This window comes from Streptomyces sp. SS7 (assembly GCF_037993025.1).
GTDB lineage: Bacteria > Actinomycetota > Actinomycetes > Streptomycetales > Streptomycetaceae > Streptomyces.
Genome location: NZ_CP141223.1, coordinates 2,382,501 through 2,407,382 on the forward strand (window position 1 = coordinate 2,382,501; position 24,882 = coordinate 2,407,382).

The following is a 24,882-nucleotide window of genomic DNA, read 5'->3' on the forward strand; positions in this document are numbered from 1 at the left end:
CGGAGCCAGGAGGAGGAATAGTCCCCCCGGCTCACAGCGTCCTCGCTGTGTTTTTCAAAGGAACCTCATCCTCGGCTATCACTGCCGGGGACGGGGTATCAACTAATCTGGCGTTGATTTTTGGCACGCTGTTGAGTTCTCAAGGAACGAAAGCTTCCTTTGTACTTGCCTGAGAGGCTCTCTCAGGTTTTCCTCCGGGCTTCCCTTCGGTCTTGCGTTTCCGACTCTATCAGATCTTTTCTCGATCCGATTTCCTCGGTGCTTTCCAGGTTCCCGCTTTTGTTTCGCGGTTTCCTTTCCGGCGGTTCCGACTTTATCAGAAGTTCTGAGTCGGTTTTCCCGGCCCCTCCCGGTGGGCTGGTCCGGCGCGTGGCGCGGACCGCTTCCCGTTCAGGCGGAGCCGCAAACGTACTGGAGCGGGGCGCCCCGATGCAAATCGAGGCGCCCCGCTCCAGGTTCACACGTACGAGCCGTCGTACGCGGGTCTTGCTTCGCTCAGACCTCCACCACGACCGGGAGGATCATCGGCCTGCGGCGATAGTTGTCGGAGACCCACTTGCCCAGGGTGCGGCGGATGAGCTGCTGCAGCTGGTGGGGTTCGACCACTCCGTCCTGGGCCGAGCGCTCCAGGACCTCGGTGATCTTCGGGACGACGTCCCCGAAGGCCGAGTCCTCGATGCCGGAGCCGCGGGCCTGGATGTGCGGGCCGCCGGTGATCTTGCCGGTGGAGGAGTCCACCACCACGAAGACAGAGATGATGCCCTCGTCGCCGAGGATCCTCCGGTCCTTCAGGGCCGGCTCGCCGACATCGCCGACGGAGAGGCCGTCCACGTAGACGTATCCCGCCTGGACCTTGCCGGAGATCTTGGCCTTGCCCTCGACGAGGTCGACGGCGATGCCGTCCTCGGCGATGACGATGCGGTCGTGCGGGACGCCCGTCATGGCGCCCAGCTCGGCGTTGGCCCGCAGGTGGCGCCACTCGCCGTGGACCGGCATCAGGTTCTTCGGGCGGCAGATGTTGTAGAAGTACAGCAGCTCGCCCGCCGAGGCGTGGCCGGAGACGTGGACCTTGGCGTTGCCCTTGTGGACGACGTTCGCGCCCCAGCGGGTCAGGCCGTTGATCACGCGGTAGACCGCGTTCTCGTTGCCGGGGATCAGGGACGACGCCAGGATCACCGTGTCGCCGGGGACGATCCGGATCTGGTGGTCGCGGTTGGCCATGCGGGACAGCGCGGCCATCGGTTCGCCCTGGGAGCCCGTGCAGACCAGGACCACCTCGTGGTCGGGGAGGTCGTCGAGCGTCTTGACGTCCACCACCAGGCCCGGCGGGACCCTGAGATAGCCGAGGTCCCGGGCGATACCCATGTTGCGGACCATCGAACGGCCGACGAAGGCGACCCGACGGCCGTACTCGTGGGCCGCGTCCAGGATCTGCTGGATGCGGTGGACGTGGCTGGCGAAGCTCGCCACGATGATCCGCTTGCGGGCGTTCGCGAAGACCGTGCGCAGGACGTTGGAGATGTCCCGCTCGGGCGGCACGAACCCGGGGACCTCGGCGTTCGTCGAGTCGGAAGAGGAGGAGGTCGATGCCCTCCTCGCTCAGCCGGGCGAACGCGTGCAGATCCGTGAGCCGCCCGTCCAGCGGCAGCTGGTCCATCTTGAAGTCACCCGTGTGGACCACCATGCCGGCGGGGGTGCGGATCGCGACGGCCAGGGCGTCCGGGATGGAGTGGTTGACGGCGATGAACTCGCAGTCGAAGGGGCCGATGCGCTCGCGGTTCCCCTCCGCCACCTCGAGGGTGTACGGGCGGATCCGGTGCTCCTGGAGCTTGGCCTCGATGAGCGCGAGGGTCAGCTTGGAGCCGATCAGCGGGATGTCCGGCTTCTCGCGCAGGAGGTAGGGGACGGCCCCGATGTGGTCTTCGTGACCGTGGGTGAGGACGATGCCCTCGATGTCGTCCAGCCGGTCACGGATGGACGAGAAGTCGGGCAGGATCAGGTCGATTCCGGGCTGCTCCTCCTCGGGGAAGAGCACTCCGCAGTCGACGATCAGCAGACGGCCGCCGTACTCGAAGACCGTCATGTTGCGGCCGATCTCGCCGAGGCCGCCCAGTGGGGTGACCCGCAGGCCGCCCTTCGGGAGCGGCGGGGGCGGGCCCAGTTCGGGATGCGGATGACTCAAAAGACTCTCCTCAAACACGCGCGCCACGTACCGGTAGGGCACGTGGCGCGCGTGACGTTCGTGCAGAAGCAGTTGTCGTTGTGGGCGCAGGCACCGGTGGCCTGCCTATTCAGTTGTGAAGTCCGTTGTCAGAGCTGTACCCCGCCTGCGGCAAGATCGATCTTGAGCTGCTCGATCTCTTCCGGCGAGCATTCGACCATGGGAGAGCGCAGCGGACCGGCGGGCAGGCCCTGGAGGGCGAGCGCGGCCTTGGTGGTCATGACGCCCTGGGTGCGGAACATGCCCGTGTAGACCGGGAGCAGCTTCTGGTGGATCTCGGTGGCCTTCTGGACGTCGCCGGCGACGAACGCGTCGACGAGGGCGCGCAGGTCGGGCGTGACCACATGGCCGACGACCGAGACGAAGCCGACCGCGCCCACCGAGAGCAGCGGGAGGTTGAGCATGTCGTCGCCGGAGTACCAGGCGAGACCGGAGCGCGCGATGGCCCAGCTCGCGCGGCCGAGGTCGCCCTTGGCGTCCTTGTTGGCGACGATCCGCGGGTGCTGGGCGAGGCGGACGAGCGTCTCGGTGCTGATCGGGACGCCGCTGCGGCCGGGGATGTCGTAGAGCATGACCGGCAGCTCGGCGGCGTCCGCGACGGCCGTGAAGTGCCGGTACAGGCCCTCCTGCGGGGGCTTGTTGTAGTACGGGGTGACGACCAGCAGGCCGTGGGCGCCGGTCTTCTCGGCGGCCTTGGCCAGTTCGATGCTGTGGTGGGTGTCGTTGGTGCCGACCCCGGCGACGATGTGGGCCCGGTCGCCGACGGCCTCCAGGACGGCTCGTACGAGGTCCGATTTCTCCGCGTCGGTGGTGGTGGGCGACTCACCGGTGGTGCCGTTGATGATCAGGCCGTCGTTGCCTGCGTCCACCAGGTGGGTGGCGAGCCGCTGGGCGCCGTCGAGGTCGAGTGCGCCGTCCGCCGTGAACGGCGTGACCATGGCGGTGAGGACCCGCCCGAAGGGGGTCTGCGGAGTGGAGGTCGGAGCCATGGGTAACACGCTACTCGTTGCTCCCCGTGTGGTCTGCCCTCGGGGGGTTACGAAAAGTCACGACAAATGCGGAGCCCGGTACTGCCTGCTCGGGGGTTCAAGCAGTACCGGGTCCGTTTGATCAGGCTAGATGAACTTCTCCAAATGCCGCAATACGGACACTTCGCGCGGATGACCCGTACATGTGTGCCGGGCAGGAGAACACGCCTTCGTCACGGCGCGACACGACCGTTGGCGTTGAAGGCCGCGTACGTGAGGGGCATGAGCTTCGCCCACTCGGCCTCCATCTTCTCGCCCACCATCTCGATCTCCCGCTGCGGGAAGGACGGCACCTTCGCGAGCTCGTGCTGGGTGCGCAGGCCGAGGAAGTGCATCAGCGAGCGGGCGTTGCAGGTGGCGTACATCGAGGAGAAGAGTCCGACGGGCAGGACCGCGCGGGCGACCTCCCGGGCGACGCCCTGCGCGAGCATCTCCTGGTAGGCCTCGTAGGCCTGCCGGTAGGAGTCCTCCATGGCCCGGCCGACGAGCTCCTGCTGGGCCTCGGTGCCCTCCACGAAGACGTACTTCCCGGGGCGGCCCTCCTGGACGAGCTTGCGGGACTCGTCGGGGACGTAGAACACGGGCTGGAGTTCCCGGTAGCGGCCGGACTCCTCGTTGTAGGAGTTGTGGACGACGACGCCGTTCGCCAGGAAGTTGTGCCACGGGCCTTCCACGGAGAGGTCGTACGTCATCTCCTCGCCGTCCGCCTCGATGGAGACGACCGGGTCCGGAACCGCCTTCTCGGCCTCGTCGCCAGGCTGGGCCAGTGCCTGTTCACCACCGCTCTTCGCGGCGTGACAGGGCTCGCACGCGGGCGCGAGATTCCGTTCGTCGAGAGCCCTGGTCAGATCGCCCGCGACAGGAACGACGTGGTCCAGCGCGAGCTGATCACGAGGAAACTCCTGGTCACAGAGATGGCAGAGGTCTACGTCCTTGATCAGCCGCTGTCGCTGCATCGAGGTCCACACACCGATACCGCGGTGCAGACTCGGCGGGATCGGAGCCTCGGAGGGCCGGGGAGCGGTCCCCGCCGCCATGACGGAGTCACCGACGGCGAGTTCCCCGGCCTTGACCCACCCCTGCGGAGTGAACACCGCGTGATCGACCGTGCAGCGGAGCGTCTTCCCGGAAGCCGTGGTGATCTTGATCAGTGGCTTGACACCCGATTCGATCACGTCGACGATCCTGGAGCGCCGGGCCAGCAGTGTCTCTTCGTCGTAACAGCGCACATGGCTGCGGCGGACCGACTCGAGCTTGCGGAGCCGGAGGCCCGGGTGTTCTTCGCGGAACTCGGCGACGGCGGAATCAGCCGCCTCCCGGCTGTCGTACAGACCCAGATAGTGGTCGGTCTCGCCACTCCGCACCTGGGCCGTCCACTTGCCTGCCCGGCTGTGCCAGGTCACCCCTCCGGCGGAGTCCGGGAGCCGGTCCTCGACGCCCAGGTGCCAGAGCTCGTGCAGTTCGGCGATGGTCCGTCGACGGACATGGCCCGCCTCGCTCTCCAGGGTGATCTCGGTGTCTCCCGCGATGCACCAACCCACGCGGTGCCGCATGAACTCGCGGAAGACGAAGATCGGGGCGCTGACGAAGAAGGTCATCGAGTTGTGCTCGAAGGGGCTGCCGTGGCGGTCCCGCATCAGGTAGTTGATCAGTCCCTTGGAGCGCTCCGGGTCCTTCTGCAGTTCGTCCAGGGACTGCTCGCCGGCGGTGGAGACACGGGCGGCCCACAGCACGTCGGAATCGGACGCGCTGTGCTTGACCAGTTCGACGGTGACGTCGCTTCGGAAGGTGGGCGCGAGGTCTTCGGCGAGGTCGTCGGCGGGGGTGTCGGTCACGGGTCGGAGGGTCCCTTCCATCACTTCTCTGGGCGGCGACCACTCTACGACCCTCCACTGACACCAGGGCGTTCGGTGGCGGGCCGCGACATCCTCGGTGAAATTCAGCGAACTCGGGCAAGAAGGGCACCTTTCGCCTCCCTCGCACGTCTGTACTGCCGGAAACCTTTCGTACGACCCTTCGAAGGACGCGGTATCCGTGTTCAGCAGCAATGTCACTCCCCCGCCCCGTGAGCGGGCCTCGCTCGGGCAGGCGGCCGGGCGCTGGCTGCTGGGGCTCACGATCGTGGCCGCGCTCGTCGGATCGGTGGTCGTCGCGAGGCCCGCGCTCACCGTGGACCACTCCGTTTCTCCGACACAGCAGTCACAGTCGTCACAGCAGCCACAGACGTCTCAAGGGCACTGAGCGCGATAGCCTCCGGGCACAGCCCACGCACGAACGAGTGAGGACCAGCCGTGCCCCTGCCCTTCCTGACGGCCGAGCGCCCGTTCGAGACAGCGGACGACGTCGCGCTGCCCTACGAGGACCGCGAGCGCTGGCGGCGCCCCTACCGGCCCGGCCCGTGGCGGGTCGTGGCGGCCGCGCTGGCCCTGCTGCTCGCCTCGTACGTGCTGCTCGCGGCGGTCGTCATCGCGCTCACCGGGAAGGGCTCCGACGCCGGGGTGATCCTCGGGCTCTCGCTGCTGGTGATCGCCGGCGCGCTGCGGCTGCTGCGCATGGGGGTGTGGGTGAGCCCGCACGGGCTGCGGCACGTGCGGTTCCTGCTGACACGGACGGTGCCGTGGGACCGGGTCGCGGTCGTGCGGACGGTTCAGCAGCCGGTGCGCTGGCTGGGCCTGCCGCGCACCGTGCAGGGGCAGGCTCTGCTCCTCGTACGGAAGGACCGGCCGGCGGAGGAGACGGCGATGCTGCTGACCACGCACGGGGCGGACTTCCTCGGGCGGACCGAGGCCTTCGACCGGGCCTCCGACGCCGTCGAGGGATGGGCGTCGGAGAACGGGCGCGGCTGAGCGCGCGCCACGACACACCACGACACGCCGAAGGGGCCGCCCCGCGCAGAGTGCGGGGCGGCCCCTTCGGCGTACGGCGGCTTAGGCGTGCGGCGGCTCAGGCGTGCGGCGGCTTCGGTGTACTTCGGCCTCGGCGTACGGCGGCCGGGCGGTCAGGCCGGTTCGGCGCCCTTGCCGTCGTGGAGGCGGATCGCGCGTTGCATCGCCTTGCGGGCGCGGGGGGTGTCGCGGGCGTCGTGGTAGGCGACGGCCAGCCGGAACCAGCTTGCGCCAGTCCTCGGGGGCCGCCTCGGTCTCGGCCTTGCGCCGGGCGAAGACCTCGTCGGCCGAGTCACGGTCGATCCGGCCGCCGGGGGTGCGCCTGAGCTCGTCGACGGGGAGGCCGCCCTCCGCGTCGAGGGCGGCGGCGAGGGCGTTGGCCCGGCGGACGAACTGGGTGTTCTTCCACAGGAACCAGACACCGATGACCGGCAGGATCAGCACCGCGATCCCGAAGGTGACGGTGATGACAGTGCCGGACTGGACGAGCATGACGCCACGGCTGCCGACCAGGACGAAGTAGAAGACCAGGACGGCGGCCGTGAGGGCGTAGGAGAGCTTGGCGCGCATGGGGGAAGGGATCTCTAGTTCAGGTCCAGGAAGTGCTCCAGGCCGAAGGTGAGGCCCGGAGTCGTCACCACCCGGCGGGCGCCCAGCAGGATGCCCGGCATGAAGCTGCTGTGGTGGAGGGAGTCGTGGCGGACGGTCAGGGTCTCCCCCTCGCCGCCCAGCAGGACCTCCTGGTGGGCCAGCAGGCCCCTCAGCCGTACGGCGTGCACCGGGACGCCGTCCACGTCGGCGCCGCGCGCCCCGTCCAGGCCGGTCGCCGTGGCGTCCGGGGCCGGGGCGGTGCCGGCCGCGCGGCGCGCCTCGGCGATGAGCTGGGCCGTGCGGGTGGCGGTGCCGGAGGGGGCGTCCACCTTGTCGGGGTGGTGCAGCTCGACGACCTCGACGGACTCGAAGTACGGCGCGGCGATCTGCGCGAACTTCATGGTGAGGACCGCGCCGATGGAGAAGTTCGGCGCGATGAGCACGCCGGTCTCCGGGGCGGCGGCCAGCCAGCCGTTCAGCTGCGCGAGGCGCTCCTCGGTCCAGCCCGTCGTCCCGACGACGGCGTGGATGCCGTGGCCCACGCAGTACTCGAGGTTCTCCATCACGGAGGCGGGCGTGGTGAGTTCCACGGCGACCTGGGCGCCGGTCTCGGCCAGCGTCTCCAGCTTGTCGCCGCGGCCCAGCGCGGCCACCAGCTCCATGTCCTCGGCGGCTTCGACGGCCCGTACCGCCTCGGAACCGATCCGGCCCCTGGCGCCGAGGACCGCCACTCGCAGCTTGCTCATCTGTTGTGCTTCCTTACGGGAGTGGATTAGGCGACCGCGTCGTGCAGCCGGGCGGCCTGCTTGTCCTTGAGGGGGCCGATGACGGACAGCGACGGGCGCTGTCCCAGGATGTCGCGGGCCACCGCGCGGACCTCGTCCGGGGTCACGGCAGCTATCCGGGTCAGCATGTCGTCGACGGACATCTGCTCGCCCCAGCACAGCTCGCTCTTGCCGATGCGGTTCATGAGCGCACCGGTGTCCTCCAGGCCGAGCACCGTGGAGCCCCTGAGCTGGCCGATGGCGCGCCCTATCTCGTCGTCGGACAGGCCGTTCGCGGCGACGTGGTCGAGTTCGTCGCGGCAGATCCTGAGCACGTCGTGGACCTGGGAGGGGCGGCAGCCGGCGTAGACGCCGAACAGTCCGCAGTCGGCGAAGCCCGAGGTGTACGAGTACACGCTGTAGGCCAGGCCGCGCTTCTCACGGACCTCCTGGAACAACCGGGAGGACATGCCGCCGCCGAGGGCGGTGTTGAGGACGCCGAGCGCCCAGCGGCGGTCGTCGGTGCGGGGGAGGCCGGGCATGCCGAGGACGACATGGGCCTGCTCGGTCTTGCGGCCGAGGAGTTCGACGCGGCCCGAGGTGCGGATGGTGCGCCGGCCGTCGCGCGGGGCGATGGGCGCGGCGTCCTGGTTCCCGAGGGCGCCCGCCTTCTCGAAGGCCGCGCGGACCTGTCGTACGACCTTGTTGTGGTCGATGTTGCCGGCGGCCGCCACGACCAGGTGCGTCGGGTCGTAGTGCTTCTTGTAGAAGCGGCGGATGCGGTCGGCGGTGAGGGCGTTGACCGTGTCGACGGTGCCGAGGACCGGTCGGCCGAGGGGGTTGTCGCCGAACATCGTCTGCGCGAACAGGTCGTGCACACAGTCGCCGGGGTCGTCCTCGGTCATGGCGATCTCTTCGAGGATGGCGCCGCGCTCGACGTTGACGTCCTCTTCGAGGATGAGCGAGCCCGTCAGCATGTCGCAGACGACGTCTATGGCGAGCGGCAGGTCGGTGTCGAGCACGCGCGCGTAGTAGCACGTGTACTCCTTGGCGGTGAAGGCGTTCATCTCGCCGCCGACCGCGTCGATCGCGGAGGAGATGTCCAGCGCCGACCTGCGGGTGGTGCCCTTGAAGAGCAGGTGCTCCAGGTAGTGCGTGGCGCCGTTCAGCGCGGGGGTCTCGTCGCGGGAGCCGACGTGCGCCCAGATGCCGAAGGTCGCGGAGCGGACCGAGGGGAGGGTCTCGGTGACGATGCGCAGGCCGCCCGGGAGGGTGGTCTTGCGGACCGTGCCGATGCCGTTCTCGCCCTTGATCAGGGTTTGGGTACGGGCGACGGCCCGCGCCTCCGAGGAGGTGCGGGCCGTCGTCCTGGAGCTGCTCGACGTCACTTGTCGGAGTCGTCCTTCGCGTCTTCGGCGGACTCGTCCTCGCCCTCGATCACGGGGATGAGGGAGAGCTTGCCGCGGGAGTCGATCTCGGCGATCTCGACCTGGACCTTCTGGCCCACGCCGACGACGTCCTCGACGTTCTCCACGCGCTTGCCGCCGGCCAGCTTGCGGATCTGCGAGATGTGCAGCAGACCGTCCTTGCCAGGGAGCAGGGAGACGAACGCGCCGAAGGTGGTGGTCTTGACGACCGTACCCAGGTAGCGCTCGCCGACCTCGGGCATCGTCGGGTTGGCGATGCTGTTGATCGTGGCGCGGGCGGCCTCGGCGGCCGGGCCGTCGGCGGCACCGATGTAGATGGTGCCGTCGTCCTCGATCGTGATCTCGGCGCCGGTGTCCTCCTGGATCTGGTTGATCATCTTGCCCTTGGGGCCGATGACCTCGCCGATCTTGTCGACCGGGATCTTCACGGTGATGATCCGCGGCGCGTTGGGGGACATCTCGTCCGGCGTGTCGATCGCTTCCATCATCACGTCGAGGATGTGGAGGCGGGCGTCACGGGCCTGCTTGAGGGCGGCGGCCAGGACGGAGGCCGGGATGCCGTCCAGCTTGGTGTCGAGCTGGAGGGCGGTGACGAACTCCTTGGTACCGGCGACCTTGAAGTCCATGTCGCCGAAGGCGTCCTCCGCACCGAGGATGTCGGTGAGGGCGACGTAGTGCGTCTCGCCGTTGATCTCCTGGGAGATCAGACCCATGGCGATACCGGCGACCGGGGCCTTGAGCGGCACACCGGCGTTCAGCAGCGACATGGTGGAGGCGCAGACCGAGCCCATCGACGTCGAGCCGTTGGAGCCGAGGGCCTCGGACACCTGACGGATCGCGTAGGGGAACTCCTCGCGCGTCGGCAGGACCGGCACGATGGCGCGCTCGGCGAGGGCGCCATGGCCGATCTCGCGGCGCTTGGGGGACCCCACGCGGCCGGTCTCGCCGACGGAGTACGGCGGGAAGTTGTAGTTGTGCATGTAGCGCTTGCGGGTCACCGGGGAGAGGGTGTCCAGCTGCTGCTCCATGCGGAGCATGTTGAGGGTGGTGACGCCCAGGATCTGGGTCTCGCCACGCTCGAACAGCGCGGAGCCGTGCACCCGCGGGATGGCCTCGACCTCGGCGGCGAGCGTACGGATGTCCGTGACGCCGCGGCCGTCGATGCGCTTCTTCTCCTTGATGACGCGCTCACGGACCAGGGCCTTGGTCAGCGAGCGGTACGCGGCGGAGATCTCCTTCTCGCGGCCCTCGAACTCCGGGAGCAGCTTCTCGGCGGCCAGACCCTTGACGCGGTCCAGCTCGGCCTCGCGCTCCTGCTTGCCCGCGATGGTCAGCGCGGAGGCCAGCTCCGGCTTGACCGCGGCGGTCAGCGCCTCCAGGACGTCGTCCTGGTAGTCGAGGAAGATCGGGAACTCGCCGGTCGGCTTGGCGGCCTTGGAGGCGAGGTCGGCCTGGGCCTTGCACAGCACCTTGATGAAGGGCTTCGCGGCGTCCAGACCGGCCGCGACGACCTCCTCGGTGGGGGCTTCGGCGCCGCCCTTGACCAGCTGGATCGTCTTCTCGGTGGCCTCGGCCTCGACCATCATGATCGCGACGTCGCCGTCCTCCAGGACGCGGCCCGCGACGACCATGTCGAAGACGGCGTCCTCGAGCTCGGTGTGCGTCGGGAACGCGACCCACTGGCCGCTGATCAGCGCGACACGGACGCCGCCGATCGGGCCGGAGAAGGGCAGGCCGGCCAGCTGGGTGGACGCGGAGGCGGCGTTGATCGCCACGACGTCGTACAGGTGGTCGGGGTTGAGCGCCATGATGGTGGCGACGACCTGGATCTCGTTGCGCAGGCCCTTCTTGAAGGACGGGCGCAGCGGGCGGTCGATCAGGCGGCAGGTGAGGATCGCGTCCTCGCTCGGCCGGCCCTCACGGCGGAAGAAGCTGCCGGGGATCTTGCCGGCGGCGTACATCCGCTCCTCGACGTCCACCGTCAGGGGGAAGAAGTCGAGCTGGTCCTTGGGGTTCTTGGAGGCGGTGGTGGCCGACAGCACCATGGTGTCGTCGTCCAGGTAGGCCACGGCCGAGCCGGCGGCCTGGCGGGCCAGGCGGCCCGTCTCGAAGCGGATGGTGCGGGTGCCGAAGGCGCCGTTGTCGATGACGGCCTCGGCGTAGTGGGTCTCGTTCTCCACTAGCGTTTTCTCCGTTACTTGTCGTCTTTTCGTCCCGTGCCGCCCGTGTGGCGGCGGGACGGTGGCGGAGATGCGCGCCGTGCGGTGCGGGCCGGTCTTCGATCGAAGCACCCGGGGCTGTCTTCCCCCGGGGGCCACTACCGAGGACCGGCGGCGGCTAGGTGCGCCTCTCCTCGTTCTGTGGGTGTTGCGGCGGGTGTGACGCGTTGGGCGTCGTCACCCTCTGTCATACGTCATGCGTCGTGCTGTCATGCGTCGTGCTACCACACTACAAAGGGGCGGCGACACTCCGCACGTTTCCGTACGTACAGCAAAAGGGAGCGGCCCCCAGACGGGAACCGCTCCCTCCACGCGTCTTACTTGGCGCCGGCCGCACCGCGGCGGATGCCGAGGCGGTCGACCAGCGTACGGAAGCGCTGGATGTCCTTCTTGGCCAGGTACTGCAGCAGGCGACGACGCTGGCCGACCAGGATCAGCAGACCCCGGCGGGAGTGGTGGTCGTGCTTGTGGGTCTTGAGGTGCTCGGTCAGGTCGGAGATCCGACGCGAGAGCATGGCGACCTGGACCTCGGGGGAGCCGGTGTCGCCCTCCTTCTGGCCGAACTCGGCGATGATCTGCTTCTTCGTAGCGGCGTCGAGCGACACGCGTACTCCTCATGGTCTGTGTGTGGCCACCGAGTGCCCCCGGTCTGCTTCTCGGGGTGACTTCCGTGACTCGGCTGGCGGGATCCGCTGGGCGCGGCCTCCAGGGCCTCGATACGGAGGGCTCCGGGGGCGCGTACACAAACGGCCGACAGTCAGGGTACCAGGAGGTGGCGGGCACCTTCGCCCGGGTATCCGAACCAACTCGGCGGCGGGTGGGGGGCCACTAGGGTGACGCTCGTATCGTCGATCGGTGGTGGACCGGTCGCAGAGAGTGGGGAAGGGGACGCGGCGCCATGGCGGAGACCGAAGCCGAGATGAAGGCACGCAAGGAGCGCGAGCGGGACGAGCTGTACGCGCTCGACATCTCCGGCGTCGAGTGGAAGTGCGCGCCGGGCACCGAGGAGCACGAGGAGCGCGTCGAGATCGCGGACCTGCCGGGCGGCGCGGTGGCGATGCGGTCCTCACTGGACCCGGACACCGTGCTGCGCTACACGGAGGGCGAGTGGCGGGCGTTCGTGCTGGGGGCGCGGGACGGGGAGTTCGATCTGGACCGGGGGGACCGGGAGGATCAGAGGGATCGGGTGGAGGGGTAGGGCGGAAGCTCTGGGGAAGAGGGCCGGGCGGACGAGGCTTGGCGGGGCCGGGGAGCAAGGCGCTCGACGGGGGGCAGGGGCCTCGGGCAGGAGGCGGGGCCGGCGCGTGCGGGCCTGGGCGCCGGGGGTGGGGGGCGGCAGAAGGCCGCGGGCCGGACCGGGGAGGCTGGACTGGCCCAACCGGGCGCCGGGGCGGAAACGGAGGTTGACGCAGCCGCGCCCGGGCGGACGGTGGCCGGCCGGGGGCGACGCAGGAACGCCAGGCTGGCGCAGCCGGGCCGGGGGCCAGGGGCCAGGGGCCAAGAGGGAGTCGGCGGACACCGAGGGCCTGAGCAGGGAAACAAGGCGGGCGCGGCCGGGTCCGGGCGGATGGGGCCGCGGGCAGGAGGCGGGGCCGGCGCGTGCGGGCCTGGGCGCCGGGGGTGGGGGGCGGCAGAAGGCCGCGGGCCGGACCAGCCAGGAGGGGCCGGCCCAAGCAGCCGCCGGGGCGGAACCCGAGGTTGACGCAGCCAGGGCCAGGCGCCGGGCGCCGGGGGCGGCGTAAGGCCGGGCGCTCGAGCAGGGAGGCAAGGCTGACGCAGCCGGGTCCGGGCGGACGGGGGCCGCAGGCGGTAGGCGGGACTGGCGCGTGCGCCTGGCGGCGGGGGTGGGGGTCGGTGGAAGGTCGTGGGCTGGGGCACGGGGCGGGGATGGTGTGGCCGGGGCGGGTGCCGGTTCGGGCGTCGACGGCGGATCGGCGGCCGTGGTGGGGCCGGAGTCGGCGGAGTGGCATTGGCCGGTCAGCTGAGGGAAGTGGTCGGGGATCTGCGGTCGTGTCCTGTGGGCGGGGGGTCGGGCGTTCCCTTTCAGGGGTTGTTCGGCGGGCTGCTGCCTATGCCGAGGACGGCGTAGACCCAGCGCGGCTGGTTCTTGGCGGGGCCGGTGAGGGACTTGGCGCCGAAGTAGAGGCGGCCGTCCTGGACGAGGACGTCGGTGAAGTCGATCGACGTGAAGTTCTCCCCCTCGGGCGGCAGGTCGAAGTAGAAGAAGGGCTTCTCCTGACCGGTCTTCGGGTCGAGCGCGACGAGCGCGTTGGGGGCGATGCGGTCCTGGCTCTCCCGCAGGGCGAGCAGCCGGTCGCCGCTCACGTCGACGGGGATCAGCAGGGAGTCGGGGCCGGACTCGAACTTCCGGGTGGTGTTCCCGGTGGCCAGGTCGAAGCCGATGACCCAGTTCGAGGTGTGCTTGCCGATGTCGTCCTTGCTGCGCAGGAAGACCTGGCCGGCGCCGACCGCGACGGTCGGGCAGTAGTCCAGGACGGTGTAGTCGTCCTGGAGCGCGCACTCGCCGACGTAGGTGCCGTTCTGGAGGCGGATCGTGGCGCGGTTCCTGCCGTCGTCGTCGAGGGAGAGCAGTTCGGTGATGGCGGTGTCGCCGGCCGACACCGCGAGGACGGCGGGGTTGGTGGAGGGGACGTCGACCGAGCGGATCCCCTTGGCGGCGGAGTACGTCCACCGGGTGCGGCCGGTCTGCGGGTCCACCTTGCGGATCTTGTAGGTGAGGAGGTCCCAGCTGTCGACCGGAAGGTTCTCGTCGCCGTTCCAGCACCGCTGGCGGACGAGCAGCGCGCCTCCGCCGGCGGCACCGTCGTCGTGGCAGGAGCCGGTCGCCCTGGTGCTCCACCGCTGCCTGCCGTGGTCCATGTCGTAGGCGAGCGTGCCGCCGCCCCAGGTGACGGCGACCGTGTCGTGGGTGAGGGTCACGCTCGGGGTGTCCTGGAGGGCGTCGGTCGTCGGCTTCCGTGAGCCGGCGCCGGTGCCGTGGACGGGGAATTCGTGCGACCAGACCTGCTTGCCGTCGTCGAGGTCGAAGAAGGCAACGTGGTCGCAGAGGGCGTGTTCTTCGTCCTTGCCCGCGTAGAGCACGGCGGTGCGGTTGTCGCCCGTGACATGACGGGTGTAGCCGCATATCGGGCCGGCGAGGGGGAGCTTCCACTTCTCGTCGCCCGGGGCGGCGTCGGTGCCCACGGCAAAACCGACGAGCGTTTTGTTGATGCCCTTGGCGAGGATCCTGTCGGTGGCCCACATACCGGGCAGCTCGTACGACTCACCGGGGCTCAGGTCGTCCACGGAGAACCGGAAGGCCATGGCGCCGACCGTGCCGGAGGGCTGCTTCTCGACGGTCTCGCGGACGTCCAGGGGGCCTTGGGCGACGACGGGCTGCTTCTTCGGCGTCGCGGCGCGCTCGGGGCCCCACAGGAGCCAGGAGCCGGTGCCGAGAGCGGCGACCAGCACGAGGGCCGAGGCCCACCCGAGCCAGTACCGGCGGCGCTTCTTCGCACTGCTGTCCGCGGCGATCGTGGAATGGGTGTAGACGGACGGCGGTGGGCCGAAGCTCACGTCGGACTGCCTTTCGGGTGCGGCCGTACAACTGCCTGCTCTACGCGGCCGATTCGCAACTGCTCATATGGCTCACGGGCACCCTATCTCCCGTCGTTCCCGGTCGTTGGCAGCAGGAGCGCCGTGCAGCGCGGACCGCGGACACATCAGCAACCGGGCGCTCGCCCTCGGAAAGTCCTGGAGGTGGGACGCGCGTTGACGCCGGCCGGGCTGCCCCGCGAGGACCGAGTCGTTCCGGGCCTTCCGGGCCTTCTGGGGGTGGGCGGGCCTGCCGGGCCGGGGCATCTGATGATTAGGCTGGTACGGGGCGCCATGCCGGAAACCCGCAGGGGTGGGTGTCGGTGTCCTCGGGGAGGGCCGGTGCGTCGATGACCTCGGACGGCCTCGAAACCACCGCGTACGACGAGAAGGTCGCGCCCCGGCACGGCAGGAGCGTGTCCGAGGGTGCTCGACCACACCAGGAGGAATTGTGAGCAGCGATCGGGACGGGACGCGCGGGGGCTGGGCCACACCCGGCGATGACCAGCCCGACGCGGAATCCGCCCTCGAGATGACGGGCGAGTTCACCATCGACTACGCGCCGCCCGCTTGGTACACCCAGAACGCGGGCGGGGGTTCGGCCACGGAGACGGCCACCGAGACGGGCGGGACCGGCGGGAACCCGGGGGCGCCGTCAGTCGCTCCTGTCTCCGGGCCCGTGCCGAACCAGGGGGAGGGCTCCGGACAGGGGGCGGCTCCCGCCGGTCCAGCGCCGACGCCTGCTCCGTTCCAGCCTCCGGTGCCGGGCCTGGCTCCGTTCCAGCCTCCCGCGCCGTTCCTGCCGCCGGGGCAGGTTCCCCCGCCGCCGCCGGAGATGCCGGGTGCCGCCACGGCGCCTTATGCCCCGCCGGTCGCTCCTCCCGCCGCTCCTCCCGCGCCGTTCGCCCCACCGGCCGTGCCGCAGGCGCCGGCCGCCGTTCCGGCTGCGCCCGTCGAGGCGAGCGGTGCTGAGAGCGGGGACCTGGAGAGCGGCGCCACCCTGCGGATCTCCCCCGTGGCCCTCGAGCAGCAGCAGCTCGAGGAGCAGGCCGGCGAGCAGACCCGCGAGCAGACCGAGGAACCGACCGCGGAGCCGGCCGAGCAGGTGGAGGCGACGGCCGGCGAGACCGGCGCGGCCGCGAGCGAGGACGAGGCCGGGACCGACCCCGAGGCGCGGACCGACTCCGAGCCCGGAGTCGGGGCCGAGGCGGGTGCGGCTGACGTCGCCGCCGCCGACAGCGGTCCGTCGCACGGCCAAGAGGCGGCTCCGGAAGGGGAGTCCGAGGCCCCGACCGACGCCGACGGGGATTCCCCCGCCTCCCCCTCTGCCGACGACTCCGCCGAAGGCGTGGCCGTCGGCGGGGACTCCGGGCAGCCCGCTCCCGGGCCCGCCGAAGCCGCCGACGTGACCGACGCCCCCGACGGCGCCGAGCAGCAGGCCGCGCCCGCCGCTCAGCCCGCCTGGGCTCCGCCGCCGGTTCCGCAGGGTGGGGTGCCGCCGTTGCCGCCGTCGTACGAACCCGCGGCTCCCGCGCCTGCGGCCCAGTGGCCCGCCCAGCCGCTGCCTCATCAGCAGGCCGCACCCGCGCCGGCCCGGCCCGAGGCGGCACCGCCCGCGCCTCAGCCCGCCGCCCGGCCAGTCCCCCAGCCGCCCGCCTACGGGTTCCCCCCAGCCGCCCGCCCCGCAGCAGCAGCCCGCCTACGGCTTCCCGCCGCCTCCCGCCCCCAACGCCCCTGACGGGTACGGGTTCCCCCGACCGCCCGCGCCCGACGCCGCCGGTGCGTACGGCTTCCCACAGCCCCCCGCGCCCCCCGCCCCTGCCGGCTACGGCTTCCCCCAGACGCCGCCCGCTCCCCAGCCCCAGCCCGGTATCCCCCACCAGGCCGACGGACGTGCGCCCGAGGTCCCGGGAGCGCCTCAGGGCTTGCCCGGGCAGCCGCCGTACGGGGCCCAGCACCCCGCGCACGCAGCCGAGCCCGCCGCCGCACAGCCCGGGCACCCGCCGCAGCCTCCGCAGCAGCCCGTCGACCCCCGGGCCGGCGCCGCCTGGCCGCAGGCCGTCCAGCACGATCAGCGACAGCCGGTCAACCCCGGTGCCGCGCCGCTGGGTTACACCGCGGCTGTCGAGCTCTCCTCGGACCGGCTGCTCAACAACAAGAAGCAGAAGGCGAAGAGCGGCCGTCCGACCGCCTCGTCCTCCCGTTTCAAGCTCGGTGGGAAGAAGGAGGAGGCGGAGCGGCAGCGCAAGCTGGAGCTGATCCGTACGCCGGTGCTCTCCTGCTACCGCATCGCCGTCATCAGTCTCAAGGGCGGTGTCGGCAAGACGACCACGACCACCGCGCTCGGCTCCACCCTCGCCATCGAGCGCCAGGACAAGATCCTCGCGATCGACGCCAACCCGGACGCCGGTACGCTCGGCCGACGGGTGCGGCGGGAGACCGGGGCCACCATCCGCGACCTCGTCCAGGCGATCCCGTACCTCAACTCGTACATGGACATCCGGCGGTTCACCTCCCAGGCGCCCTCGGGTCTGGAGATCATCGCCAACGACGTCGACCCGGCCGTCTCCACGACCTTCAACGACGAGGACTACCGGCGCGCGATAGACGTGCTCGGCAAGCAGTACCCGGTCATCCTCACCGACTCGGGCACCGGCCTGCTCTACAGCGCGATGCGCGGGGTGCTCGACCTCGCCGATCAGCTGATCATCATCTCCACGCCGTCGGTCGACGGGGCGAGCAGCGCCAGTACGACCCTGGACTGGCTGTCCGCGCACGGGTACGCGGAGCTGGTCTCGCGGTCCATCACCGTCATCTCGGGGGTGCGCGAGACCGGGAAGATGATCAAGGTCGAGGACATCGTGCAGCACTTCGAGACGCGCTGCCGCGGTGTGGTCGTGGTCCCGTTCGACGAGCATCTCGCGGCCGGTGCCGAGGTCGACCTCGACATGATGCGCCCCAAGGTGCGGGACGCGTACTTCAACCTCGCGGCGATGGTCGCGGAGGACTTCGTACGGCATCAGCAGATGCACGGCCTGTGGACGAACGACGGCAACCCGCCGCCGGTCGCCGCCCCGCCGATGCCGGGCCTGCAGCAGCCGCCGTACCCGGGCCAGCACCAGCCGTATCCCGGTCAGCCGGGTCAGCCGTATCCGGCCCAGCAGGGCGGGTTCCCCGGCCAGGCGGGCCCCGGGCAGCCCTATGCCGGTCAGCCGCATCCCGGCCGGCCGGCGCCTTTCCCGGCCGCCCCCGGCCGGCCCGGAGCGGGTCAGCCGTATCCGGCCCAGCCCTTCCCCGGCCAGCCGTACCCGCCCGAGGCGCCGCACACAGCCCAGCCTCCGCACACGGGCCTGCCGCCGCAGCCGTACCCCCCGCAGGGCCCTCCCGGTCAGTCCCCGTACGCACCGCAGGCCCAGCAGCCGACCGGTCAGCCCTATCCGCCGCAGCCGCAGCCGCCCCAGCCCCCGGCCGGTTACGGCTACCCCCAGCCGCCCCAGCCCCCGGCGGGCTACGGCTACCCGCCACCGCCCCAGCCGGACGGCGACGGCGGCCAGACCCCTCCCCCGCCTCCGCCCCCGCAGCAGTGACGTACGCCGAAGGGCGGCCGGTGTCGTCGGACACCGGCCGCCCTTCGGCCTTACCGCACCGGAAACGCCGGGGCGCCGGAAACCCCGGGAACGCTACTCCGCCGCCGCCACCAGCTCCCGGCAGCGCTTCACGTCCTCGGCCATCTGCTCCAGCAGACCCTCCAGCGAGTCGAACTTCGCCTGGCCGCGCACGAAGGCGAGGAAGTCGACGGCGACGTGCAGGCCGTACAGGTCGAGGCCGACACGGTCGATGGCGTACGCCTCCACCGTGCGCTCGGTGCCGTCGAACTGCGGGTTGGTGCCGACGGAGATCGCGGCCGGCATCGCCTCGCCGCCCACGTGCAGCCAGCCCGCGTAGACGCCGTCGGCCGGGATCGCGGTGTGCGGGAGGGTCTCGACGTTGGCGGTGGGGAAGCCCAGTTCCCGGCCGCGCTGGGCGCCGCGCACGACGACGCCCTCCACGCGGTGCGGGCGGCCGAGGATCTCCGCGGCGCCCGCGACGTCGCCGGCGCCGACCAGGCGGCGGGTCAGGGTCGAGGAGAACGGTTCGCCGCCGCCCGCCTCGCCGCACAGCACCAGGTCGACGACCTCGACCTCGAAGTCGTACACCTTGCCCTGCTCGGCGAGGAACTCGACGTTGCCCGCGGCCTTGTGGCCGAAGCGGAAGTTCGGGCCCTCGACGACGGCCCGGGCGTGCAGCTTGTCGACGAGGACCTTCACCACGAACTCGGCCGGCGACAGCTTCGAGAACTCGGTGGTGAAGGGGAGGATCAGCAGCGCGTCGACGCCCAGCTCGGTCATCAGCTCGGCGCGGCGGTGGTGCGGGGCGAGCAGCGGCGGGTGGCTGCCGGGGCGGACGACCTCGCTGGGGTGCGGGTCGAAGGTGACGACGACGGAGGGGACGCCCAGCTCGCGGGCGCGGTCCACGGCGTGCCGGATGATCAGCTGGTGCCCGCGGTGGACCCCGTCGTAGGAGCCGATGGTGACGACGCTGCGTCCCCAGTCCTCGGGGATGTCCTCCAAGCCACGCCAGCGCTGCACTGTGACCGCTCCTCGAACCCGTGTCCGTATCAACCGTTGCTCTTACGCAGGTCTAAGGGTGCCATGCCGGGTGCTTCCTGCCCGCATCGGCATCGGGGTGTGACTCGATCCACGCGCGCCCGCGGGCCCGTGGTTCCGGTCATGCGGGGACCCGCACCCCCGCGAGGTCCTCCAGCGTGCGCCGGGCGCCCGGGCCGACCAGGACCGCCCAGTTCCCGGGCGCGTCGGCGAACCAGCCCGTCGCCCGGGCGGCGAACCCCGGGATGTGCCGGGCCAGCTCGACCAGGCCCCGGTCGAAGCGCGTCGCGCCGTCCGGGGTGCGGGCCAGGAGCAGCCCGGTGCGGTGGACGAGGGCGCGCAGCTCGTCGCCGCCGCGCTGCGGGGCCGCGTGCAGGACGGCGTCCAGCACGGCCGGCGTGTGCTCGTGGGCCAGCAGGTGCTCCAGCAGCTCACGCCGCAGCGGCCGGGATCCGGGGGTGCCGGGGGCCAGCAGGACACCGGCCAGCGCGGCTCGTACCTGCTCGGGGCCGTCGGTCTCCAGCAGACCGGTGACCAGCGGGAGGAGGACGGCGCGGGCGGCCGGCCCCTGGTCGAGGCGCTGGTCGACGTACGCGGCGACGTCCCCCGCCGTGTCCGGCCGCCGCCGTACCGCATCCCGTACGACGGCGGCGACCCGGTGGGCGAGCGCGGGCGGGGTGGCGTCGGCGAGGGCCCGCAGGGTGCCGCTCGCGCCGGGGCTGCCCAGGCGGGTGAGGACGGCGTCCAGGACCGGCTCGGGATGGGTGTCGAGCGCGGTCAGCAGGGCGCTCGCCGGGAGCTGCGGATCGCCCGCCGCGAAGCGCTCCAGCGCCCGGGGCAGATGACGGTCGCGGGTCTCGGGGTCGCGGACGAGGAGGGCGAGCGCGCCGCCGTGCAGGGGGGAGTCGGCGGGGCGGGCGAGCAGCGCGAGCGCCGCGTGGCGCAGCAGGCCCCGGTCGGTGTCGGTGGTGGTGTGCGCGGCGGTGTGCCGGGCGTACGTCAGCGCGGCGGCGCGGCGGGCGGGCCGCTCGTCCTGCGCCCAGCGGTCGACGGCCCGGCAGAGCGCGGACGGCTCGTCCTCGGCGAGCACGGTGAGCAGTTCGGCGGCCCGGGGGTGCCCGCAGCCGACGAGCGTCTCGGTGAGGTCGTCCGGCGACCGGTGCCGGTGCGTGTGCAGCAGCGCCTGCGCGGCCGTGGCCACGGTGGCGTGCGGGGTCGCGGGCAGCGGCCGCTGGTCGTCGAACCAGCGGGTGAGGCACGGCTGTACGGCGGTGGGGTCGTCGGCGAGGAGACGGGCGACGGCGTCGAGGTACCGGGGGGCGCCGACGCGCTCCGGGGCGGCGTCGGCGAGGACGAGCCGGCGCAGCAGATCCAGGCACAGCTCGGGCGGGAGGGCGAGCCGCGTCCAGAACCCGGGCCCGAACTCAGCGCACCGGCCGACCTGTTCGCCCCGGCCGGCCCCCCGGTGCGGCTGCTCGTCGGCCGCCGCACCCCGGTCCGGCCGCCCGCCCGAGGCCAGGGCCGTGCCGGGCCCTTCGCCCCCCGCCACCGGCCGAACCGCGCCCTCAACCCCCGCGGCCCCCTCGCCCTCCTCGGCCCCCTCGCCCGTCTCCTCGCCCTCCTCGGCTCTCTCGGCCGCCGCCACGATGCGGTCCGCCAGCAGTCGCAGAACTCCGGTGTAGGGCGTGGCGTCCGGGACGCGGAGCAGGGTTTCGGCGAGGAGTCGGGCGGCCCACCAGGACGTGCCCTCGGCGTCCAGGGCGCGCAGCAACTCCTCCAGTCGGCGGCGGAGTTGCCGCGTGCCCTGTTGGCGGCCGAGGAGGATCAGCGCCTGGACGACGGGGCCGATGCGGTGGTGCGGGACGGGGAGCGGGTGGGCGCCCTCGGGGGTGCGGCGGCGGTGGACGAGGGCGCGCAGGGCCTCGTCGAGGTCGAGGTGGACGCCCTGGATCCAGTCGGCGAGTTCCTCGTGGGCGAAGCGGTAGCCGCCGCCGGCGGGCACCAGCAGGCCCTCGGTGAGGACGGCGTGGGCCCATCCGGTGCCGCCGCCGAGCCGGGCGGGTGCCGGTCCCCAGGGGAACACCGCCTCGAAGGACTCCCGGTCCAGCTCGCCCTGGCCCGGCCCGAGGCTGCGCCGGGCGGCCTCGTGAACCTGGCCGGAGACCTTCGCCGCGAGCCGGCGGACCGCGGTGCCGCGCAGGCCGTTCTCCGCGGCGAGGCGGACGGCGACGCGCAGGCACATCAGGTCGAGGTAGGCGGCGAGGACCTCGTGGCGGTCGACGGGGTGGGCGGGCGGTGGGGCGGGGAGGGCGGCGCGGACCTCGGAGAGGAGCCGGATCGTGAGCGGGTGCCGGGCGTCGGGGCCGGTGAGCGCGGTGCCGGGGACGGCGTACCGGGCCAGGGCGGCGCGGGCCTCGTCGGGGGTGAGGTCGCCGAGCGGGACGCAGGGCGGGAGCGCCGCGGCCGTCTCCTCCCGGGGGCCCGTGCCCTCGTACAGCATCCCGGGCGGGAACCGGGTCCCGGCGCACTCCCAGTACTCGGCGCGGCAGGCCACCAGCAGGCGTGCGCCCGTGTGCCGCAGCCACTGCGCGGTGCCCTCGGTCCAGTCGGCGAGCCGGTGGGCGAGGACGGGGGGCATCTCCTCGGGGCCGTCGAGGAGGAGGAGCAGCGGGCGGCCGGCGGCGTGGGCGAGGCGGGCGAGGCGGTCGGGGCCGATGTCGCCGAGGAGGGCGGGGTCGGTCCCGGAGGAGGGCGCCCCCGACGGGTCCGGCACGAGTGCCGTCGGGCGGGCGGCACGGGAGGCGGCGACGATACGGGCGGCACGGGTCAGTGCCCTGCGGGCCGCGTCGGCGAGCGAGTCGTCGTCCTGCGCGAGGTCGGCGCCGCGCAGCCACAGGGTGGGGGCGGGTTCGGGGCCCCGGGTGCGGCGGGCGGCGAGGGCCGCGAGTTCCGTCGTACGGCCGCTGCCGGGTGGTCCGACGAGCCCGAGGACGGCCGCCGGGCCTTTGGCGAAGGCGGCGAACTCCCTTGCCGGCGCGACGCGTTCGACGGTGGCCACGGTGGTGCCGCCGGGGCCTCCCGGGTGACCGGAGAAGGCGCCGGGCGGGCCGTCGGAGGCCACCGAGGTGGCGGTGAGCTCCAGAACACCCGCGAGATTGAGGTCGGCTCCGTACGCGGGCGCGGTCGCCGCGTTGCGGGCGAGCAGCTCCGCCAGGGGGCCGGGGGCCGCGGGGCGCAGGGGGACGGCGAAGCCGCCCTCGCGGTCGCCGGAGCGCAGGGTGGTGCCCAGGACCGCGACGACCGCGCCCGTCCCCGCGTCCAGGACCGGTCCCCCGCTCGCGCCGCCGCCGGGCCGCAGCGCGTCCCGGCCCGCCGTGCCGATGGCCAGCTCCAGGGCGCCGTCGAGCCGGTGGACGTGGCCGGCGGCCGGGTGGTACGTCGCCCCGGTCGCGCCCAGCACGCGCGCCTCGCGCCAGCAGCCCGCGGCCAGCCGGACGTACGTCCCGGTGCCGACGGGTTCTCGGGTGGTCACCGGGAGCGGGTCGGTGCCGAGCCCCTCCGTGCGGACGAGGGCGAGGTTCAGCTCCGGGAGCGGGGTGACCGCCTCCGCGGTCACGGCGCAGACACGGCCGTCGGCGCCGTGCAGGGTGAGGCGGGGCAGGCCGGCCACGGCCTCGTGGCTGGTGACGACCGTGCCGAGGTGGTCGGCGACGAAGCCGGTGCCGCGCGGGCGGCCGGCGAGGTCGCGGAGGCGGACCAGCGGGGTGGCCGGGTGGGTGGCGGGGTGGGTGGCGCCGAGGGGTGTGTCCCGGGGTGCGCCGGTGGAGGCGGTGTCCACGCCGTGGTCGTCGTCCGTCCACGGGCCCCGTCCCGCCATCGCCCTACCTCCCCGCAGCGCCCTCGTACCCTCGGTTCGACGGTAGGCGTGCGGTGATCAAGAGAACAGGGGCCGTGGCGAAAGCGCCCCCCTGCGCTCCCTCGGTTCACTCCGAGCGCCTGCCCGGTCGGGTGAATGAACCCGGGCGGCCGGACGCAGGCTAGGGGTGGGGGAACCGAGGGGGGACCGTGGAGCGGCGGGGCAATGGATCACCCCGTGTCCGCCGCTCCACGGGCAGAGCGGTGCGTGGCGCGGAGAATCGTGGCGCGGAGGGTCAGCTCAGCACGGCGAGGCTCTTGGCCTTGCCCTTCTGCTCCTCCACCAGGGCGAGGAAGCGGCCCTCGGGGTCGAAGACGGCGACCGGGCCGGCGCCCGCGTACTCCTCGGGCATCTCCAGGCGGACGCCGTTGGTGAGCAGCCGGGCCCGCTTGGCGTCCACGTCCCAGCGGGGGAACGCGGCCGCGGCGGCCTCGGCGATCGGCATCACGGCCAGTTCCTTCTGGAGCTGGTCGAGCGTCTTGGCGGAGTCCAGCTTGTAGGGGCCGACCCGGGTGCGGCGCAGGGCGGTGAGATGTCCGCCGACGCCGAGGTCGGCGCCCAGGTCGCGGGCGAGGGCGCGGATGTAGGTGCCGGAGGAGCAGACGACCGAGACGACCAGGTCCAGGACGGGGGTGCCGTCCTCGGCGACGGCGTCGCGGACGTCGTACACGGCGAAGGAGGAGATGGTCACCGGGCGGGCCGGGATCTCGAACTCCTCGCCCTCGCGGGCCCGCTTGTACGACCGTACGCCGTCGATCTTGATGGCGCTGACCTTGGACGGCACCTGCATGATGGCGCCGCTGAGCTTGGCGATGCCGGCGTCGATGGCCTCCCGGGTGATCCGGGAGGCGTCGGCGGAGGCGGTGATCTCGCCCTCGGCGTCGTCGGTCAGGGTCGTCTGGCCGAGGCGGATCGTCCCGAGGTACTCCTTCTCGGTGAGGGCGAGGTGACCGAGGAGCTTGGTCGCCTTCTCCACACCGAGGACGAGGACACCGGTCGCCATCGGGTCGAGCGTGCCGGCGTGGCCGACGCGGCGGGTCTTGGCGATCCCGCGCATCTTGGCCACGACGTCGTGGGAGGTGAAGCCCGACGGCTTGTCGACGATGACCAGGCCGTCGGGCGCGGTGGACTTGCGGTTCATTCGGCGGTGTCGTCCGTCTCGTCGTCACCGGGCTTGCGGTACGGGTCGGCCTCGCCGGCGTACCCGGCGCCCGCGGACGCCTCGCGGACCTTCTCGTCGGCGGCGCGCGCCTTGTCGAGGAGGTCGTCGATGGTGCGGGCGTTGTCCGGGAGGGCGTCGGCGACGAAGGCCAGCGTCGGCGTGAACTTCACGCCGGCCGCGCGGCCGACCTCGGAGCGCAGGATGCCCTTGGCGCTCTCCAGACCGGCCGCGGCGGCCTTGCGGTCCTCGTCGTCGCCGTACACGGTGTAGAAGACGGTCGCCTCCCGGAGGTCACCTGTGACCCTGGTGTCCGTGATGGTGACGTGGGAACCGAGCCGCGGGTCCTTGATCCCGCGCTGCAGCTTCTGCGCCACCACCTCTCGGATGAGGTCCGCCAGCCTCTTGGCGCGCGCGTTGTCGGCCACTGGT

The 24,882-nt window shown here is 72.2% G+C and carries 13 protein-coding genes and 6 pseudogenes; 4 read left to right on the top strand and 15 right to left on the bottom strand.

The window, feature by feature from the left end:
* Positions 1 to 495 precede the first annotated feature (495 nt).
* The 5 genes and pseudogenes from U5640_RS10620 to U5640_RS10640 all read right to left on the bottom strand — a co-directional run.
* Positions 496 to 2,182, bottom strand: a pseudogene (locus tag U5640_RS10620) (ribonuclease J).
* Positions 2,183 to 2,310: 128 nt separating this feature from the next.
* Positions 2,311 to 3,210 (bottom strand): 4-hydroxy-tetrahydrodipicolinate synthase, encoded by a 900-nt coding sequence (dapA, locus tag U5640_RS10625; protein ID WP_340375544.1) that lies wholly within the window; start codon positions 3,208 to 3,210, stop codon positions 2,311 to 2,313.
* A 212-nt stretch (positions 3,211 to 3,422) separates the two neighbouring features.
* Positions 3,423 to 3,872: pseudogene (thyX, locus tag U5640_RS10630) on the bottom strand (FAD-dependent thymidylate synthase); the annotation flags it as partial.
* Between the two features lie 12 nt (positions 3,873 to 3,884).
* Positions 3,885 to 4,802 (bottom strand): annotated as a pseudogene (locus U5640_RS10635) (HNH endonuclease); the annotation flags it as partial.
* Positions 4,782 to 5,084: pseudogene (locus tag U5640_RS10640) on the bottom strand (FAD-dependent thymidylate synthase); the annotation flags it as partial. The pseudogenes U5640_RS10640 and U5640_RS10635, both read right to left, overlap by 21 nt.
* Before the next feature lie 199 nt (positions 5,085 to 5,283).
* On the opposite strand from U5640_RS10640, the gene U5640_RS10645 reads away from it, so the two are divergent.
* On the top strand, positions 5,284 to 5,490 hold the full coding sequence (locus tag U5640_RS10645; protein ID WP_340375545.1) for a hypothetical protein: 207 nt from the start codon (positions 5,284 to 5,286) through the stop codon (positions 5,488 to 5,490).
* 50 nt (positions 5,491 to 5,540) lie between these two features.
* The gene (locus U5640_RS10650; protein ID WP_340375546.1) at positions 5,541 to 6,095 is read left to right on the top strand and encodes a hypothetical protein; all 555 of its coding nucleotides are present in this window, start codon (positions 5,541 to 5,543) and stop codon (positions 6,093 to 6,095) included.
* 152 nt (positions 6,096 to 6,247) lie between these two features.
* Here the strand turns inward: U5640_RS10650 and U5640_RS10655 are convergent.
* From U5640_RS10655 to rpsO, 5 genes and pseudogenes are all read right to left on the bottom strand, one after another.
* Positions 6,248 to 6,704 (bottom strand): annotated as a pseudogene (locus U5640_RS10655) (tetratricopeptide repeat protein).
* Positions 6,705 to 6,718: 14 nt separating this feature from the next.
* Positions 6,719 to 7,471 (bottom strand): 4-hydroxy-tetrahydrodipicolinate reductase, encoded by a 753-nt coding sequence (gene dapB, locus U5640_RS10660; protein ID WP_340375547.1) that lies wholly within the window; start codon positions 7,469 to 7,471, stop codon positions 6,719 to 6,721.
* Positions 7,472 to 7,497: 26 nt separating this feature from the next.
* Positions 7,498 to 8,877 (bottom strand): pitrilysin family protein, encoded by a 1,380-nt coding sequence (locus U5640_RS10665; protein WP_340375548.1) that lies wholly within the window; start codon positions 8,875 to 8,877, stop codon positions 7,498 to 7,500.
* The gene (locus tag U5640_RS10670) at positions 8,874 to 11,096 is read right to left on the bottom strand and encodes a polyribonucleotide nucleotidyltransferase (protein ID WP_340375549.1); all 2,223 of its coding nucleotides are present in this window, start codon (positions 11,094 to 11,096) and stop codon (positions 8,874 to 8,876) included. Before U5640_RS10670 ends, U5640_RS10665 begins: the two co-directional genes overlap by 4 nt.
* 356 nt (positions 11,097 to 11,452) lie before the next feature.
* Positions 11,453 to 11,740 carry a 30S ribosomal protein S15 gene (rpsO, locus tag U5640_RS10675; RefSeq protein ID WP_016432306.1) on the bottom strand — a complete coding sequence of 96 codons (288 nt, stop codon included), beginning with the start codon at positions 11,738 to 11,740 and terminating at the stop codon, positions 11,453 to 11,455.
* 293 nt (positions 11,741 to 12,033) lie between these two features.
* On the opposite strand from rpsO, the gene U5640_RS10680 reads away from it, so the two are divergent.
* Positions 12,034 to 12,333, top strand: coding sequence for a DUF397 domain-containing protein (locus U5640_RS10680; protein WP_340375550.1), 300 nt, complete (start codon positions 12,034 to 12,036; stop codon positions 12,331 to 12,333).
* 845 nt (positions 12,334 to 13,178) lie between these two features.
* Here U5640_RS10680 and U5640_RS10685 read toward each other — a convergent pair.
* On the bottom strand, positions 13,179 to 14,711 hold the full coding sequence (locus U5640_RS10685; protein ID WP_340375551.1) for a PQQ-binding-like beta-propeller repeat protein: 1,533 nt from the start codon (positions 14,709 to 14,711) through the stop codon (positions 13,179 to 13,181).
* 469 nt (positions 14,712 to 15,180) lie between these two features.
* On the opposite strand from U5640_RS10685, the pseudogene U5640_RS10690 reads away from it, so the two are divergent.
* Positions 15,181 to 18,316, top strand: a pseudogene (locus U5640_RS10690) (SCO5717 family growth-regulating ATPase).
* Between the two features lie 93 nt (positions 18,317 to 18,409).
* On the opposite strand, the gene U5640_RS10695 reads toward U5640_RS10690, so the two are convergent.
* The 4 genes from U5640_RS10695 to rbfA form a co-directional block, all read right to left on the bottom strand.
* Positions 18,410 to 19,357 (bottom strand): bifunctional riboflavin kinase/FAD synthetase, encoded by a 948-nt coding sequence (locus U5640_RS10695; protein ID WP_340375552.1) that lies wholly within the window; start codon positions 19,355 to 19,357, stop codon positions 18,410 to 18,412.
* Between the two features lie 139 nt (positions 19,358 to 19,496).
* Positions 19,497 to 23,252, bottom strand: a complete 3,756-nt coding sequence (locus U5640_RS10700) for a serine protease (RefSeq protein WP_340375553.1) — start codon at positions 23,250 to 23,252, stop codon at positions 19,497 to 19,499.
* Between the two features lie 274 nt (positions 23,253 to 23,526).
* Positions 23,527 to 24,432 carry a tRNA pseudouridine(55) synthase TruB gene (truB, locus tag U5640_RS10705; RefSeq protein WP_340375554.1) on the bottom strand — a complete coding sequence of 302 codons (906 nt, stop codon included), beginning with the start codon at positions 24,430 to 24,432 and terminating at the stop codon, positions 23,527 to 23,529.
* Positions 24,429 to 24,878 (bottom strand): 30S ribosome-binding factor RbfA, encoded by a 450-nt coding sequence (gene rbfA / locus U5640_RS10710; protein WP_067257649.1) that lies wholly within the window; start codon positions 24,876 to 24,878, stop codon positions 24,429 to 24,431. The genes truB and rbfA overlap by 4 nt, the downstream gene beginning before the upstream one ends.
* Between the last annotated feature and the right edge of the window lie 4 nt (positions 24,879 to 24,882).

Coding starts and splice junctions, on each gene's coding strand:
- dapB (WP_340375547.1), bottom strand. CDS start 7,471: ATGAGCAAGCTGCGAGTGGCGGTCCTCGGCGCCAGGGGCCGGATCGGT.
- dapA (WP_340375544.1), bottom strand. CDS start 3,210: ATGGCTCCGACCTCCACTCCGCAGACCCCCTTCGGGCGGGTCCTCACC.
- U5640_RS10680 (WP_340375550.1), top strand. CDS start 12,034: ATGGCGGAGACCGAAGCCGAGATGAAGGCACGCAAGGAGCGCGAGCGG.
- U5640_RS10700 (WP_340375553.1), bottom strand. CDS start 23,252: ATGGCGGGACGGGGCCCGTGGACGGACGACGACCACGGCGTGGACACC.
- truB (WP_340375554.1), bottom strand. CDS start 24,432: ATGAACCGCAAGTCCACCGCGCCCGACGGCCTGGTCATCGTCGACAAG.